The sequence below is a fragment of the Mesorhizobium sp. M0139 genome, assembly GCF_040322455.1.
GTDB lineage: Bacteria > Pseudomonadota > Alphaproteobacteria > Rhizobiales > Rhizobiaceae > Mesorhizobium.
This window is the reverse complement of record NZ_JAMYTN010000006.1, coordinates 218,214-232,272: the sequence shown is the minus strand read 5'-3', so window position 1 is coordinate 232,272 and position 14,059 is coordinate 218,214. Positions and strand designations below refer to the sequence as shown.

Below are 14,059 nucleotides of genomic sequence, written 5' to 3'. Positions count from 1 at the left end.
CAGCCTCTCGATCGTCACCGGCCAAAGGCCCGGTCCCCATCGTCCACGCTCTTGCGACGGAATTCCGGCGACAATTTGTCTTCCGGAGTTTCGCGTGTTTATCTCAACCACTCGTTAAGGGCAACGCGCGGGCGCTTTTCACCCGCCCGCCGTGGCAATTGTGCACCGGCTTTGAGCACTCACAAACGTCCCAGAGCCTTGAGTTCATGCAGCACGGCGGCATCGCGGGCAGACACGTCGGGGAATTCCACGTCCTGCCCGACATCGGCGGTATAGCGCCACGAACGCGCGCATTTGACCAAGCCGCGGTCCTCGGCCTTTTCGACCACCACCGCGACACCTTTGACATCGTCGAGCGCAAAGGCGCCTTCCGGCGCCTTGCCGTGGGCGATGACGAGATCGCTGGTGATCGCCATTTCGGCCATGTCGACATCGGCGATCGCGGTTTCTAGCGAGGCATCGTCGAGGGTCACAACCGGCACGGCTTCCAGCGAGGCACCGATGACCTTCTGAGCGCGTGCGATCTCGAGCGCGCCGGTGACGACTCGGCGAACCTGCCGCACCTTGCGCCATTTCTCAGCCAGTGCCTCGTTCTTCCAGTCGGCCGGAATGTCGGGGAACTGGTCGAGATGCAGCGAGACAGCATCCGGATGACGGTCGAGCCAGGCTTCTTCCGTGGTGAAGGGCAGCATCGGCGCCAGCCATTTCACCAGGCAGTCGAAGAGGTGGCGCACCACTTGCACCGAGGCCATGCGCTTCACGCTGGCGGGTCCCTCGCAATAGAGCGCGTCCTTCCTGATGTCGAAATAGAAGGCCGACAGCTCGACCACCATGAAGTCGAGCAAAGTGCGGGTGATGCGTTTGAACTCGAACGCGTCGTAGCCCGAGCGCACGACCTCATCGAGCTCGGCCAGCCGATGCAGCATCAGCCGCTCCAGTTCCGGCATCTTGTCCAGCGGCACCTCCTCGCCATCGTCATGGGCGAGCGTGCCCAGCATCCAGCGGATGGTGTTGCGAAGCTTGCGGTAGGCGTCGATGTTGGTCTGCAGCACGTTCTTGCCGAGACGCTGGTCTTCCCAATAATCCGTCGTCACCACCCATAACCGCAGAATGTCGGCGCCGGACTGCTTGATGACGTCTTGCGGCACCACGGTGTTGCCGAGCGATTTCGACATCTTTCGCCCCTCCTCATCCATGGTGAAGCCATGGGTGACGACGGTGTCGTAAGGTGCCCTGCCCCTGGTGCCGCAGCTTTCGAGCAGCGAGGAGTGGAACCAGCCGCGATGCTGGTCGGAGCCTTCGAGATAGACGTCGGCCGGCCATTTCAGGTCCGGACGGTCTTCCAGCGTGAAGACATGCGTCGAGCCCGAATCGAACCAGACGTCAAGGATGTCCATCACCTGCTTCCATTTGGAGGCATCGTGATTGCCGAGGAAACGCTCCTTGGCGCCGGCAGCGAACCAGGCGTCGGCGCCTTCCTGTTCGAAAGCATCCATGATGCGCTGGTTGACGGCTTCGTCCTTCAGCACGTTGCCATCCTCATCGGCAAAGACGGCGATCGGCACGCCCCAGGCGCGCTGGCGTGACAAGACCCAATCCGGGCGTTCCTCGATCATGGCGCGGATACGGTTCTGGCCGGCCGCCGGCACGAAGCGTGTGTCGTCGATCGCCTTCAGCGCACGGCTGCGCAACGTCGTGCCGTCGCCGAGGTCCTTGTCCATATAGACGAACCATTGCGGCGTGTTGCGGAAGATGATCGGCTTCTTCGACCGCCAGGAATGCGGGTAGGAATGCTTCAGCCGGCCGCGCGCGAACAGCGCGTTGCGCTTGATCAGTTCGTCGATGACCGCCTGGTTGGCATTGCCCTTCTTGCCGTTATCGTCGATGACACGCGCGGCGCCACCTTCGCGATCCGGGCCAAAACCCGGCGCGTCCCTGGTGAAGAAGCCGGCATCATCTACAGTGAAGGGGATGGCAGGGTCGATGCCACGTGCGCGCAAATCCGATGCCGCATCCATCCAGGCATCAAAGTCCTCGCGGCCATGGCCGGGCGCGGTGTGGACGAAACCGGTACCGGCATCGTCGGTGACATGGTCCCCGGCAAGCATGGGTACGGCGAATTCGTAACCACCGCCGAGACCTTTGAAGGGATGTGAAAGTGTAAGGCTTCCAAGCTCTTCGACCGAAACGCTGCGAAGCCGATTCAAGGTGACCTTGGCCTTGGCCGAGGAGTCTTCGGCAAGCGCATCTGCAAAGATCAGCTTCTCACCGGGCTGTGGACCGAACGAATTTTCGGCTGCGGTAACTTCATAAAGGCCGTAGCCGATCCGTGACGAATAATTGACGGCACGGTTGCCGGGGATCGTCCACGGGGTTGTCGTCCAGATGACGACGTGGGCGTTGTCCAAAAGTGCAACGCTTTCCGGAACGCGCATGGACGGTGCAGCGTCTGATACAAAGTGCTCAACGCTCCAAAATCCTGACACAACTGGAAACTTCACCCAGATCGTGTCGGACTCATAGTCCTGGTATTCGATCTCGGCCTCGGCCAGTGCGGTGCGCTCGACGACGCTCCACATTACCGGCTTGGAGCCGCGATAGAGCTGGCCCGACATGGCGAACTTCAACAACTCCCCGGCGATGCGCGACTCCGAGTGGAAAGCCATTGTCGTATAGGGGTTCTTGAAATCGCCGACGACGCCGAGCCGCTGGAACTCGCCGCCCTGCACCGTGATCCAGTTCGCGGCGAAGTCGCGGCATTCCTTGCGAAACTCGTTGACCGGCACCTCGTCCTTGTTCTTGCCCTTGGCGCGGTACTGTTCCTCGATCTTCCATTCGATCGGCAGGCCATGGCAGTCCCAACCCGGCACATAATTGGCGTCATAGCCGCGCATCTGGAACGAACGGGTGATGACGTCCTTGAGGATCTTGTTCAGCGCATGGCCGATATGGATGTTGCCATTGGCGTAGGGCGGGCCGTCATGCAGCACGTATTTTTCGCGGCCGGCCGCGTCCTCGCGCAGCTTGCGGTAGAGATCCATGTCCTGCCAGCGCTTGACCAGCTGCGGTTCTTTTTCAGGCAAGCCGGCGCGCATCGGGAAATCCGTCTGCGGCAGGTAAAGCGTCTTGGAATAGTCGATCGTTTCAACAGTGTCGGTCATTGGTCTGCCATGTGCATTGCCCGGCGGGCGTAAAAGCTCGGGCGTGAACTATCATGATTGGAAAAGCGCGAGGGGGCGCGCAAAACTCCCGGCGGCTCCGGCGGCGCTCAGGCCGCCCGGAACACCGGGCCTGTAATTCGTATCGTCAGCGCGCGAAGGCGTGAAAAGCTCGTCATTGCCGGGCTTTTAGCCGAGAAAGCCGCAGGAATAAAGCGTCTCTTGTTCGATTCACTTACATCGCGAAGTCGAAGCGATAGGTGGTCGAGACGCCGACCGTGAACTGGTTACGGTCGCCGCGCTCCTTGACCAGGCTGGAATCGGCAGCCGGGCCCATCAGGCGCGCATATTCGCCGAACAGGCTGGCGGTCATCGGATCGGTCACCTTCCAGGTGATGGCGCCACCAAGGCCGGTCGATTTCAGGCCGCCGCCAGGATGGTGTTCGCTCAGGCCCGAGGCCGCAGCCTCCTTGGCGTTGACACCATAATAAGAGTCGAAATAGCCCGACGAGGCAAAGGACACGCGTGGTCCGCCCGAAATTCTGACAGTCGGCGTCACGTCGTAGAAAGCATCGGCGGCGATGTCGGCGACAAAGCCATCATGGGCACGAATGCCATGGCGCAGTTCGGCGCGGGCGCGCAGCCAGTCCGTCGGATAGATTTCGAAGAAGCCGCCGACCTCACCGCCCCAGCGCACCGGGTCGAGGCCCTTGAGCTCATCCTTGCTGTCGCGGGAAAACAGGAATTTTCCGGTCAGGCCGGCGCGGACGCCGCCATCGTCGACCAGCGCCAGCGAGATGTTGTCGTTGCGCGAGGTAAAGCGCGCGGCCGGGCCGGCCTTGCCCAGCGAGATGATCGGCGATGCGCTGAGCAGATAGCTGTTGGAGCCCTCGAATTTCGGCGCGACCATGCCGGTGGCGCCAAGCGTCAGGTACCAGTCGCCGGACATCCAGCCGAAGGCACCCTCGCCCGCATTGGCGGTGGACACAGTGAGCAGCGCCGAGGCGAGAAACAGCGGAATCGTCCAGACAATACGCATCACCACCCCATACGCGAAACAAAACGGAGAGAACACCCGGCAGCCAAAGCCATGGCGCCGGTTCGGTAAAATTTGACTTAAAATCTACAGCAGTGGCGGCAACTGCGACCCTGTTTTTTGCGCTGTGGCCCATTTGAACAGGGCGCCGCCGGGCCTGTGGCGAGTTGACAGAAATAGCGAGGTTGCCTAAATTCGCGTTAGTGCAGACTAACATGAACAGATGGACAGCGCTTGGCGACCCGACCAGGCGGACGATCTTCGAACTGCTGGTCGAACAACCCTGTTCGGTCGGGGAATTGGCTCGTGCGCTTCCTGTCACCCGGCCGGCGGTCTCGCAGCACCTGAAGGTGCTCAAGGACGCCGGCCTCGTGGCCAACACACGGCTAGGCAAGCAACGCATCTACCGGGTCGAACCGGAAGGCTTGGCCAGCCTGCGCGCCGAACTCGACCGGTTCTGGAGCAAGACCTTGGCGGCCTACAAAGTGGTCGTCGAACAGCCCTTGAAGGAGCAGGAATGAGCACACATCAACCGCCCGTGAGGCACTCCATCCTTGTCGAGGCTCCGATCGCACATGCCTTCAAGGTCTTCACCGAGGACTTCGGCAGTTTCAAACCCAAAGAGCATAACCTGCTTGCGGTGCCGATCGCGGAGACGATCTTCGAACCCCGCGTTGGCGGTCACGTCTACGACCGCGGTGTGGATGGCAGCGAGTGCCGCTGGGCACGGGTGCTGGCCTACGAGCCGCCGAACCGACTGCTTCTGAGTTGGGATATCAGCCCTCAATGGCAGATCGAGACCAATCCGGACAGGACCAGCGAGTGGGAAGTCCGGTTTACGGCGGAGACGAATAGCCGGACCCGCGTCGAGATCGAGCATCGCAATCTCGAACGTCATGGCGAAGGCTGGGAAGGCGTGCGCTTTGGGATTGACGGTGATCGAGGCTGGCCGCTGTATCTCAGGCGATTCCAAGATCTTTTTGCCAGCAAGGTGACCTGAAGGAGCACAATTATGGAACCCTATTGGCTAAGCATCCTCGGTGTACTGATCCTCTGTCTTTTGTCAGTCGCGCTGGCGGTTTACTCGGGTTCGTCCAAGGGATTTGCCGGAGCGCTTTCCGGTCCGGTGATCCCGGCCGACGACGCCAATCTCCTCTACAGGATCGACCGCGTGCATATGAACTCGGTCGAGGCGCTGGCGCCTTTTGTCGTCCCGGCGGTGCTGGCCATGATGGTTGGCGTTGGGTCGGCCACGTTGGCGACCATTGTCTGGGTTCATGTGGCGATACGCCTGCTTCACCTGGGGGTTTACCTACGCGGCGGCAATGCCGCCAAGGGTGGCAGTGTCAGAACGATCGTCTACGTCTCTGGAGCGATCGTCACGCTTGTCCTCGTCCTTGTGACTGGGTGGGCTGCCATAAATTGACACGTACGCGCGAACCTCAAGCCACCGACGCTTTGTTTGTTTGCTAGCCGTCGCCATCGGCTGGACGTCCGCTACAGCCGGGGCTAACCTCCCGGCAAGGTGCCAGGCGATTTCGAGGAGATGCAGCCATGACCCTGCACGGTGATACCCTGAAAGATGCGATCGGCCGGACACGGGACAAATGGGGGTGGTTCGTCGCGCTCGGCGTGCTGCTGCTCATCTTCGGCGGCATTGCCTTCGGCAATCTGTTCATCGCCACCGTCGCCTCGGTCTATGTCGTGGGCTGGCTGATGCTGATGGCCGGCATCATCGAGATCGTGCATGCCTTCGGCGTGAAGACCTGGAGTCGCTTCTTCTATTGGCTGCTCAGCGGCCTACTTTATGCCGTTGCCGGTTTCTTTGCCTTCGACAATCCGCTGCTGGCCTCGACGGTGCTGACCTTGCTGCTGGCGGTGGCGCTGGTCGCTTCAGGCGCGCTCAGGGCCTGGGTCGGCTATAGCCACCGACCGGAAAAGGGCTGGGGCTGGGTCGTCGCGGCGGGCCTGATCAGCGTGCTGGCGGGGCTGACCATCGCCATGGGCTGGCCGGTCAACAGCCTGTGGGTGCTCGGCCTGTTCCTGGCCATCGACCTGATCTTCCAGGGCTGGAGCTTCATCGCTCTCGGACTGGCGTTGAAGAAGTAGGGGCTTGAAGAGGTAAGCGGCCGGAAGGCTCAAAAAGCGATGGCGCCGTCCAGATCCGAAAGCGGCCTGACGCCGGCCAGCAGCGCGCGCGCCTCCGCCTCGTCGCGCTTCATTTGTGCCACCAGCCCATCGAGCCCATCGAACTTCACCTCGGGGCGCAAAAAGCCGAAGAACGATACGTCGCAGATCTCACCATAGAGATCGCCGGCAAAGTCGAAGACGAAGGTTTCGAGCAGCGGCGCGCCATTGTCGTCGACAGTCGGGCGACGCCCGAAGCTGGCGACACCATCATAGAGCGTGCCGTCGGCGCGGCGAAAGCGGACGGCATAAATCCCTTCCTTCAGAGTCGTTTCCGGCGAAAGCCTCATGTTGGCTGTCGGGAAGCCGAGCGTGCGGCCGAGCTGCTGGCCGCCGATCACTTCGCTTTCGACGGTGAAGCGGTAGCCGAGCAGGCCTGCGGCCTCGGCGACCTCTCCCTCGCAGAGCAGCTCGCGGATACGGCTCGACGACACGACCTCGGCGCCCTCGTCGCGAAAGGCGTCGACCAGGGTGACGCCGAAACCATGGCGCTCGCCTGCCGCCATCAGAAACGCAGGACCGCCCTGCCGGTCCTTGCCGAAGTGGAAATCGAAGCCGGTCACGGCATGGGTGATGCCGAGGTTCGTCTCCAGTACATCGGTCACGAAAGCCTCGGCCGACAGGCCGGCAAAGGCGCGCGTGAACGGCTGTTCGACGAGTGCGGCAAAGCCCAGATGCGACAACAGCCGCGCCTTCATCGGCGGCGGCGTCAACACGAACAGCGGCATATCCGGCCTGAACACCTTGCGCGGATGCGGCTCGAAGGTCAGCACCAGCGCCGGCACGCCGCGCCGCCCGGCTTCGGCAAGCGCGCGATCGAGCACCGCCTGGTGGCCGCGATGGACGCCGTCGAAATTGCCGATCGCCACCACGCCGCGGCGCAAATGCGGCGGCAGCGGCGCGGTTGCTGAAATGTGTTCGAAAGCTGCGCTCATGCAGCAACCCTACCGCAGTCTCGGAATGACGGCGACCGGCCGGTAGCCGTGCTTTTGCAGAAAGCCCGCGAGCCTGGCGGGGTCCGGCTGCATGGGATCGCCATAGTCGCGCGCGTGAATGCCGCCCGAGACGTAAAGCACATCGATGCCGTTGTCGGCCGCGCCCTTGACATCGGTCATCATGCCGTCGCCGATGGCCAGCACCTCGGAGCGCGCGACGTCGCGGTCGAGAAGCACGGCAACCTCCCGCAGCGCTACGTCATAGACCGGCGCATAGGGTTTTCCGGCGATCAGCGTGCGGCCGCCAAGCTGGGCATAGTCGCGCGCCAAGGCGCCGGCGCACCAGATCATGCGCTCGCCGCGTTCGACCACGATGTCGGGATTGGCGCAGATGAAAGGCAGGTTCCTGGCGCGCAGCCGGCGCAGCATATCGGCGTAGTCCTCAGGCGTTTCCACCTCGTCATCGAACAGCCCGGTGCAGACCACGCCGGAAGCCTCGAACTCCTCGACGAGCTCGACGTCGAGACCGTCATAGAGGGTGAAATCGCGGTCGGCGCCGATATGGAAGATTTTTCGTGGACCTTCGGCGATAAGGTCGCGGGTCACATCGCCTGAGGTGACGACGCGATCGTAGGCGGCGGCGGGAACGCCGATCGCATTCATCTGCGCCACCACATCGGCATTGCGGCGCGGCGAGTTGGTGATCAGGACGACCGGGACCTTCGCCGCACGCGCGGCGGCAAGCGCTTCGGCAGCCGCTGGAAAATGCCATTCGCCATTGTGGATCACGCCCCAGACATCGCACAGGATGGCCGAGTAGGCGCCCGACAAATCCGCGAGCGAGCCGATGATGTCAGGCGAATCCGCCATGCCGTTTTCCTGCTGTGACGATCATTGCGAGAGCTGCAGCCGACGGTCCGCCGCAACCGGCCCCGCATTAACCGAAGCGTTTCATCCTGTCACCAGCTTTTCGGCACTTGCGAGGCTGTTGCGCAACGGGCTGATCGAAGGTTGCAACAGGCAGGAACCACCCTTCTCCGAGCTTCGGTCGATCGAAACAATGTCGCACCGCTGATCACCAGGGCCGAGTGGTTAACGAGCCTTGAAAAGATGGCCCTATGTTGAACGCAGTTCAGCAACCTGAAATTTAACGATTTTGTGGGCATCTTCGGACCGATATTGGGGTCCTGGCAGGGGTGCTGAAGGCATGATCCGCAGATTTCTGAACGACAGACGCGGCAACTATGCCTTGATGACAGTGATCACCATGGTGCCCTTGATGGGCGCGCTGGCGCTTGCCATCGACTACACCGACCTCCTGCGTCAAAAGCAGAACATGCTGAACGCGCTGGATGCCGCTGGGATTGCCACGGCACAGCAGATCGTCACCGGGGCGACCGACACGGCAGTCAAGGCCTATGCGAAGGATTTCTTCGAAGCCAATCTCGGAAAGGTCAGCTCGGCCAATACGGCCCTGACGGTGACGCTGCCCAACAACAACGCAGGTGGCGGCACGCTGAAGCTGTGCGCCAGTTTGACGTTCCACCCCTATTTCCTGCCGGTGGCGGCCATGCTGATCGGAAGAACGTCCACCGATGCCAAAACCTCCGCGTGCTCCGAGATCCGCCTCAAGAACACGCTGGAAGTGTCTCTCGTGCTCGACAATTCCGGCTCCATGAGCATCAACGGCTCCGGCACCGGCCAGCCGCGAATAGATTTGCTCAAGAAGGCCGCTACCGAGCTTGTCAATACGATGGCGCTCCAGGCCGCACAAATGAGGCAGGTCACCAGGCCGGTGCAGTTCTCGCTGGTCCCGTTTTCCGCCTCGGTCAATGTTGGCCCAGCCAACAAGGACGCAACCTGGATGGATACGACCGGCATTTCGCCAATCCATCACGAGAACTTTGATTGGCAGTTCATGTACAAGAACGCGTCGTCTGGTTATGACTCGAATAAATACATTGAAAAGGTCGGCAGTGCTTACTGGAAGCGCGGCAGTGGCTGGGGCACCGGGCAATACGGCCAAAATACCACGGCGACGCGGTTCAGTCTCTTTGCAAACGACATGAAGGCCACGACCTGTACGAAAAAGAACTCGAACGGCAGTTGCAAGACCTCTGTGACCGCCCAATACGAAGCCTGGAAGGGCTGCGTGGAGGCGAGGCCGTATCCCTATAATGACGACGACACGTCGCCGACCACTGGCACGCCCGCCACCATGTTCGTGCCGATGTTCGCGCCGGACGAAGCTGGCAATTTCTGGACCGACACCACTCGCACCAGCACATCGACCTGGGGTTACGCCAACAATTGGTGGATCGATTATTCCGACACGCTGACTGTCACCAAACGCCAGGCGGATATGCGAAAGTATTTTCTGACAAAGCCCTGGGACGCATCGAGTACTGCGGCCGATGATGGGCCCAATTCGGCATGCACGACCGCCGCGATCACGCCGTTGCAGGACATAACCACCACCGAAGGCAAGAAAATCCTGACGGATGCCATCAATGCCATGGCCCCGACGGGCAACACCAACGTGCCGGAAGGGCTGGCCTGGGGCTGGCGGACGGTGTCGAGCAACGAGCCATTCACAGAAGGCCGGCCGAACACTGAAAGGGGCAACGACAAAGTCGTCATCGTGCTGACCGACGGGGCCAACACCTACAGCATCGGCCCCACAAACGACATGACCAGCAGCTATGCTAAGGACGGATCGACCTACGCCGCCTATGGTTATACCGGCCCGAAAACGGGGGAAACCGCGACCCGCCTTTTCGTCAACACGACCGTCCCCAAGACAACTTATACGGCGGCCAACTACACAACCGCGCTTGACCAGCAGATGCAAACGCTTTGCACCAATGCGAAGAATTCGAACATTCTCTTGATGACGGTCTCGCTTGACCTGGTTACCACCAAGCCGGCGGAAAAGACCGCCATAGACGCGCTCAAGAAATGCTCCTCGGATTCGCGCTTCCGCAAGGATCCGACCGACCCGAGCAAACCGGCGAAGCTGTATTGGAACGCGACCGGCGCCACCTTGTCGCAAAGTTTCAAGGAAATCGCCGACGAACTGTCGAACCTGCGCATCGTCAGCTGATCGGCGCGATCTTTCGAACACGGCGCTCCGCCTCGGCGGGGCGTTTTGTTGCGGCGTTGCTCACGTGTCCGTGCATTTGGTTAGCGCCTGGTGAAGCGCTATCCGCGCAATCGAGCAGTTTCCCAAACCCATCCTTCAACGTTTTGTGAAACTGTGGCGGCATTGAAGAATCCGCAGGCGGGGCCGCTTACATCACATGCGTGAACTCTGGCGCACATTCCGGCGTGACTTCTGGCGTGACCGCCGCGGCAATTACGCTTTGATGACCGTTGTGGCGATGGTGCCACTGATGGGCGGCGTGGCCATGGCCGTCGACTACACCGGCGTGGTCAGCGAGAAGCAGAGGGTGGTCAACGCGCTCGACGCCGCCAACTTCGCCACCGCGCGCCGGCTGGTGGAAGGCGCCACCGACGACCAGTTGCGGGCCTATGCGCTCGACTTCTTCAAGGCAAACCTCAACGACGTCGATCCCGCCGACACGACGCTCAGCGTTACGCTGCCCAGCAGCACGACCGGCGGCGGCATCGTCAAGCTGTGCGCCAGCCTGGTCTACAAGCCCTATTTCCTGCCGGCAGCGGCGATGCTGATCGGCAGGACGTCGGAAAACGTCACCTACTCCGTGTGTTCGCAAGTCCGGCTGAAGAACACGCTGGAAGTGGCCATGGTGCTCGACAATTCGGGGTCGATGTCGAACACGGGCACGGGTGCCGGACAAAAGCGCATCGACCTTCTCAAGCAAGCCGCCAAGCAGCTCGTCGACACGCTTGCCTTGCAGGCCGCGATGATCAAGCAGATCGACAAGCCGGTCCAGTTCAGCCTTGTGCCGTTCGCCGCCTCGGTCAATGTCGGCGCCAGCAACGACAACGCGTCGTGGATCGACGCCTACGGGCTGTCGCCCATCCACAATGAGAATTTCGCCTGGTCCACGCTTAACGCAGCCGACAAATATGCCCAGAAGATCGGCGGCATCTGGTACAAGAAAGGCACTGGCTGGGGTGAGCAGGAGGGGCAGATGCTGACCCGCTTCTCGCTCTACCGCGACATGAAGGTGGTCACCAGCCACGAGCGCATCGTCGGCAGCAAACGCGTGGTCTGCGACAAATATCGTGCCAATCATACATGCTCGGACAGCCACAACGAATACGACTACAACGACACATACGGACCGTTCGCCAGCTGGCAGGGCTGCGTCGAGGTCCGTCCCTACCCCTATAATGTCACCGACGCGCCGGCCTCCGGCGGACCGAACAACACCGGCACCGGCGTCGGCGATCCCGCCACCATGTTCGTGCCGATGTTCGCGCCAGACGAGCCGGGCAATCATTGGTACATAACGCAGGACCCCGACGAGGTGGCCCCCAAGACCTATGGCGCGGCCAACAGCTGGTGGAACGACGATCCGGCGAGCACCTCCGGCAAGACCAGGCAGTCCAACATGGCCAAGTATTTCCAGCCGCGGCCGATCAATGCTCCGGTGCTGTCGGCCGGTGCCGGTCCTAACTACAGCTGCACGACGACACCGATCACGCCGCTGACCGACGTCTCCAACACCGCCGGGCTGACCAAGATCAAGGCTGCGATCGACCTGATGGCGCCGAACGGCTTCACCAATGTGCCGGAGGGCATGGCCTGGGGCTGGCGCACCGTCTCCAGCACGGAGCCTTTCACAGGAGGACGTCCTGAGACGGAGCGCGGCAACGACAAGGTGGTCATCGTGCTCACCGACGGCGAGAACACCTACGCGGTGCCCAGCAGCGATCCCGCCGGCAACAAGTCGACCTATGCCGCCTATGGCTATACCGGCGTCGGCTACAACGGCACTGCGGTCACCCGCCTGTTCGGCGGCACGTCGAGCGCCATCGGCCAGCTCAACTATTCGTCGAGCAACTACACCGCCGCCCTCAACGAGCAGATGGCGACGCTGTGCAACAACGCCAAGGCGGCCAACATCATGGTGATGACGGTGGCGCTCGATATGTCGACGACCGACGCCGGCGACAAGAGCGCGATGGAGGCACTGAAGGTGTGCTCGTCGGACTCGCGCTTCCGCAAGGATCCGGCCGACCCGAGCAAGCCTGCAAAACTGTTCTGGAACGCGACCGGCGCCACGCTGTCCGACAATTTCAAGGAAATCGCCAACGAGCTCTCGAACCTGCGCGTGGTGAGCTGAGGGTTGAAGCTGCTGATCTTCCCCCACCTTGCGGGGGAAATTGGCGGCTTCGCCGCTTTCGCCAATTTTCGACGCTGGCGCAAAGGCTCCGGCCATCATGCTCTTGCGGTGAGGTCAAAACGCGTGGTGGGTATCGTCACCGCTTCCCGGAGATTGCCAGTGCCCGAAACCGCCAACCATCTCGCCTTCGCGCTGGTCTGCCTGGGCATGGTGCTGACGCCCGGGCCGAACATGATCTACCTGATCTCGCGCTCGCTGTCGCAAGGCCCGAAGGCCGGGCTGATCTCGCTCGGCGGCGTGGCGGCCGGCTTTCTGTTCTATGTCGTATCGGCAGCGCTGGGCATCACCGCGCTGCTGCTTGCCGTGCCGTTTGCCTATGACGCACTGCGCATTGCCGGCGCGCTCTATCTGCTATGGCTCGCCTGGCAAGCGGTGCGGCCCGGCGGGCGCTCACCATTCCAGGTGCGCGAACTGCCGAAGGACAGGCCGCGCAAGCTGTTCGCGATGGGCCTGATGACCAATCTCCTCAATCCCAAGGTGGCGGTGCTTTATCTGTCGCTGCTGCCGCAGTTCATCTCGCTGGGCAACGGCCATGTGCTGTCGCAGCTTCTGGTGCTCGGCGCCACGCAGATCTCGATCAGCCTGACCGCCAATGCCATCATCGCGGTAACGGCCGGTTCGATCGCCACCTTCCTTGCCGGACGGCCGCTATGGATGGTCATCCAGCGCTGGATGATGGGCACGGTGCTCGCCGCGCTGGCGCTTAAAATGGCGACCGACGCGCAACGCTGATCGGACGCAGCGCGCCGAGACTACATCGGCCGCCGACCTTCCCATTCGAATCGGCCGGCCGAACCTGCACGGAGGCCAGCGATTGAGATTTTCGCAGCCCTGCCCGGCAAAAGCCATGATCGCGGCTAAGTCAGGCAGGCATGACAATGATCTGCACCACCAATCATCCGCTCGCGCAAACCCGCTCTGGCGCAGCAAGTCCAAAACCAAACAGGCGCCTGCTGCTGATCGGCCTTGCAGCCATGGCCGGCCTCGCTGCTTGCAGTACGGTCTCGGTGCCGACCGGCGAAGGCGCCGGTGTGTCGTCCTCGGCCACCGCGACGCTGGCCGGCATCCGAGCTTCGGCCGGACTGCCGGCGCTGGTGCCGGACGCCCAGCTCGAGCAGGCCGCTCGGCAGCAGGCCGGCTATATGGCCTCACGCGAACGCATGAGCCACACGACGGGCTGGGGAAAGGATTTCGCGTCGCGGATGAAGGACAATGGGGTGCGGGGCGCCGCCGCCGAGAACATCGCCGAGGGCCGCTTCGACCAGCAGAAACTGTTCGACATCTGGATGCATTCGGCTGGCCACCGCCGCAACATGCTCGATCCGGATTTCAGCCGCTTCGGCCTCGCCTATGTACGCGACGGACGCGACAGCGCCATCCGCTACTGGAGCCTGGTGCTCGGAAAATAGC

General features: G+C 62.1%; 12 protein-coding genes. 8 read left to right on the top strand and 4 right to left on the bottom strand.

Features of this window, described 5'->3' with window-relative positions; genetic code table 11:
* Positions 1-179 precede the first annotated feature (179 nt).
* Together ileS and NKJ58_RS12675 are read right to left on the bottom strand one after the other, a co-directional pair.
* Positions 180-3,161 carry an isoleucine--tRNA ligase gene (gene ileS, locus NKJ58_RS12680; protein WP_352853214.1) on the bottom strand — a complete coding sequence of 994 codons (2,982 nt, stop codon included), beginning with the start codon at positions 3,159-3,161 and terminating at the stop codon, positions 180-182.
* Between the two features lie 232 nt (positions 3,162-3,393).
* On the bottom strand, positions 3,394-4,197 hold the full coding sequence (locus tag NKJ58_RS12675; RefSeq protein ID WP_023730461.1) for a MipA/OmpV family protein: 804 nt from the start codon (positions 4,195-4,197) through the stop codon (positions 3,394-3,396).
* A 212-nt stretch (positions 4,198-4,409) separates the two neighbouring features.
* On the opposite strand from NKJ58_RS12675, the gene NKJ58_RS12670 reads away from it, so the two are divergent.
* From NKJ58_RS12670 to NKJ58_RS12655, 4 genes are all read left to right on the top strand, one after another.
* The gene (locus NKJ58_RS12670; protein ID WP_023689559.1) at positions 4,410-4,715 is read left to right on the top strand and encodes an ArsR/SmtB family transcription factor; all 306 of its coding nucleotides are present in this window, start codon (positions 4,410-4,412) and stop codon (positions 4,713-4,715) included.
* Positions 4,712-5,194, top strand: coding sequence for an SRPBCC family protein (locus NKJ58_RS12665; RefSeq protein ID WP_023730459.1), 483 nt, complete (start codon positions 4,712-4,714; stop codon positions 5,192-5,194). The genes NKJ58_RS12670 and NKJ58_RS12665 overlap by 4 nt, the downstream gene beginning before the upstream one ends.
* Positions 5,195-5,206: 12 nt before the next feature.
* Positions 5,207-5,620 carry an MAPEG family protein gene (locus tag NKJ58_RS12660; protein WP_023671536.1) on the top strand — a complete coding sequence of 138 codons (414 nt, stop codon included), beginning with the start codon at positions 5,207-5,209 and terminating at the stop codon, positions 5,618-5,620.
* A 128-nt stretch (positions 5,621-5,748) separates the two neighbouring features.
* Positions 5,749-6,303 carry an HdeD family acid-resistance protein gene (locus tag NKJ58_RS12655; protein WP_023671535.1) on the top strand — a complete coding sequence of 185 codons (555 nt, stop codon included), beginning with the start codon at positions 5,749-5,751 and terminating at the stop codon, positions 6,301-6,303.
* 29 nt (positions 6,304-6,332) lie between these two features.
* On the opposite strand, the gene NKJ58_RS12650 is transcribed toward NKJ58_RS12655, so the two are convergent.
* Both NKJ58_RS12650 and NKJ58_RS12645 read right to left on the bottom strand, forming a co-directional pair.
* Positions 6,333-7,316, bottom strand: coding sequence for a bifunctional riboflavin kinase/FAD synthetase (locus tag NKJ58_RS12650; RefSeq protein ID WP_352853212.1), 984 nt, complete (start codon positions 7,314-7,316; stop codon positions 6,333-6,335).
* A gap of 9 nt (positions 7,317-7,325) precedes the next feature.
* Positions 7,326-8,186 carry a TIGR01459 family HAD-type hydrolase gene (locus tag NKJ58_RS12645; protein WP_352520945.1) on the bottom strand — a complete coding sequence of 287 codons (861 nt, stop codon included), beginning with the start codon at positions 8,184-8,186 and terminating at the stop codon, positions 7,326-7,328.
* A gap of 337 nt (positions 8,187-8,523) precedes the next feature.
* On the opposite strand from NKJ58_RS12645, the gene NKJ58_RS12640 reads away from it, so the two are divergent.
* The 4 genes from NKJ58_RS12640 to NKJ58_RS12625 all read left to right on the top strand — a co-directional run bounded on the left by NKJ58_RS12640 (position 8,524) and on the right by NKJ58_RS12625 (position 14,058).
* Positions 8,524-10,419: a TadE/TadG family type IV pilus assembly protein gene (locus NKJ58_RS12640; RefSeq protein WP_023682977.1), complete on the top strand. Its 1,896-nt coding sequence runs from the start codon at positions 8,524-8,526 to the stop codon at positions 10,417-10,419.
* 196 nt (positions 10,420-10,615) lie between these two features.
* Positions 10,616-12,589: a TadE/TadG family type IV pilus assembly protein gene (locus NKJ58_RS12635; RefSeq protein ID WP_023724810.1), complete on the top strand. Its 1,974-nt coding sequence runs from the start codon at positions 10,616-10,618 to the stop codon at positions 12,587-12,589.
* Between the two features lie 159 nt (positions 12,590-12,748).
* The gene (locus NKJ58_RS12630) at positions 12,749-13,381 is read left to right on the top strand and encodes a LysE family translocator (protein WP_023671530.1); all 633 of its coding nucleotides are present in this window, start codon (positions 12,749-12,751) and stop codon (positions 13,379-13,381) included.
* A gap of 146 nt (positions 13,382-13,527) precedes the next feature.
* A complete protein-coding gene (locus NKJ58_RS12625; protein ID WP_023671529.1) occupies positions 13,528-14,058 on the top strand; it encodes a CAP domain-containing protein in 531 nt (176 codons plus the stop codon).
* Position 14,059 lies beyond the last annotated feature (1 nt).

Bases quoted from the DNA above. Each gene is read 5' to 3' on its own strand.
- ileS (WP_352853214.1), bottom strand. From the start codon at position 3,161: ATGACCGACACTGTTGAAACGATCGACTATTCCAAGACGCTTTACCTG.
- NKJ58_RS12675 (WP_023730461.1), bottom strand. From the start codon at position 4,197: ATGCGTATTGTCTGGACGATTCCGCTGTTTCTCGCCTCGGCGCTGCTC.
- NKJ58_RS12670 (WP_023689559.1), top strand. From the start codon at position 4,410: ATGAACAGATGGACAGCGCTTGGCGACCCGACCAGGCGGACGATCTTC.
- NKJ58_RS12665 (WP_023730459.1), top strand. From the start codon at position 4,712: ATGAGCACACATCAACCGCCCGTGAGGCACTCCATCCTTGTCGAGGCT.
- NKJ58_RS12660 (WP_023671536.1), top strand. From the start codon at position 5,207: ATGGAACCCTATTGGCTAAGCATCCTCGGTGTACTGATCCTCTGTCTT.
- NKJ58_RS12655 (WP_023671535.1), top strand. From the start codon at position 5,749: ATGACCCTGCACGGTGATACCCTGAAAGATGCGATCGGCCGGACACGG.
- NKJ58_RS12650 (WP_352853212.1), bottom strand. From the start codon at position 7,316: ATGAGCGCAGCTTTCGAACACATTTCAGCAACCGCGCCGCTGCCGCCG.
- NKJ58_RS12645 (WP_352520945.1), bottom strand. From the start codon at position 8,186: ATGGCGGATTCGCCTGACATCATCGGCTCGCTCGCGGATTTGTCGGGC.
- NKJ58_RS12640 (WP_023682977.1), top strand. From the start codon at position 8,524: ATGATCCGCAGATTTCTGAACGACAGACGCGGCAACTATGCCTTGATG.
- NKJ58_RS12635 (WP_023724810.1), top strand. From the start codon at position 10,616: ATGCGTGAACTCTGGCGCACATTCCGGCGTGACTTCTGGCGTGACCGC.
- NKJ58_RS12625 (WP_023671529.1), top strand. From the start codon at position 13,528: ATGATCTGCACCACCAATCATCCGCTCGCGCAAACCCGCTCTGGCGCA.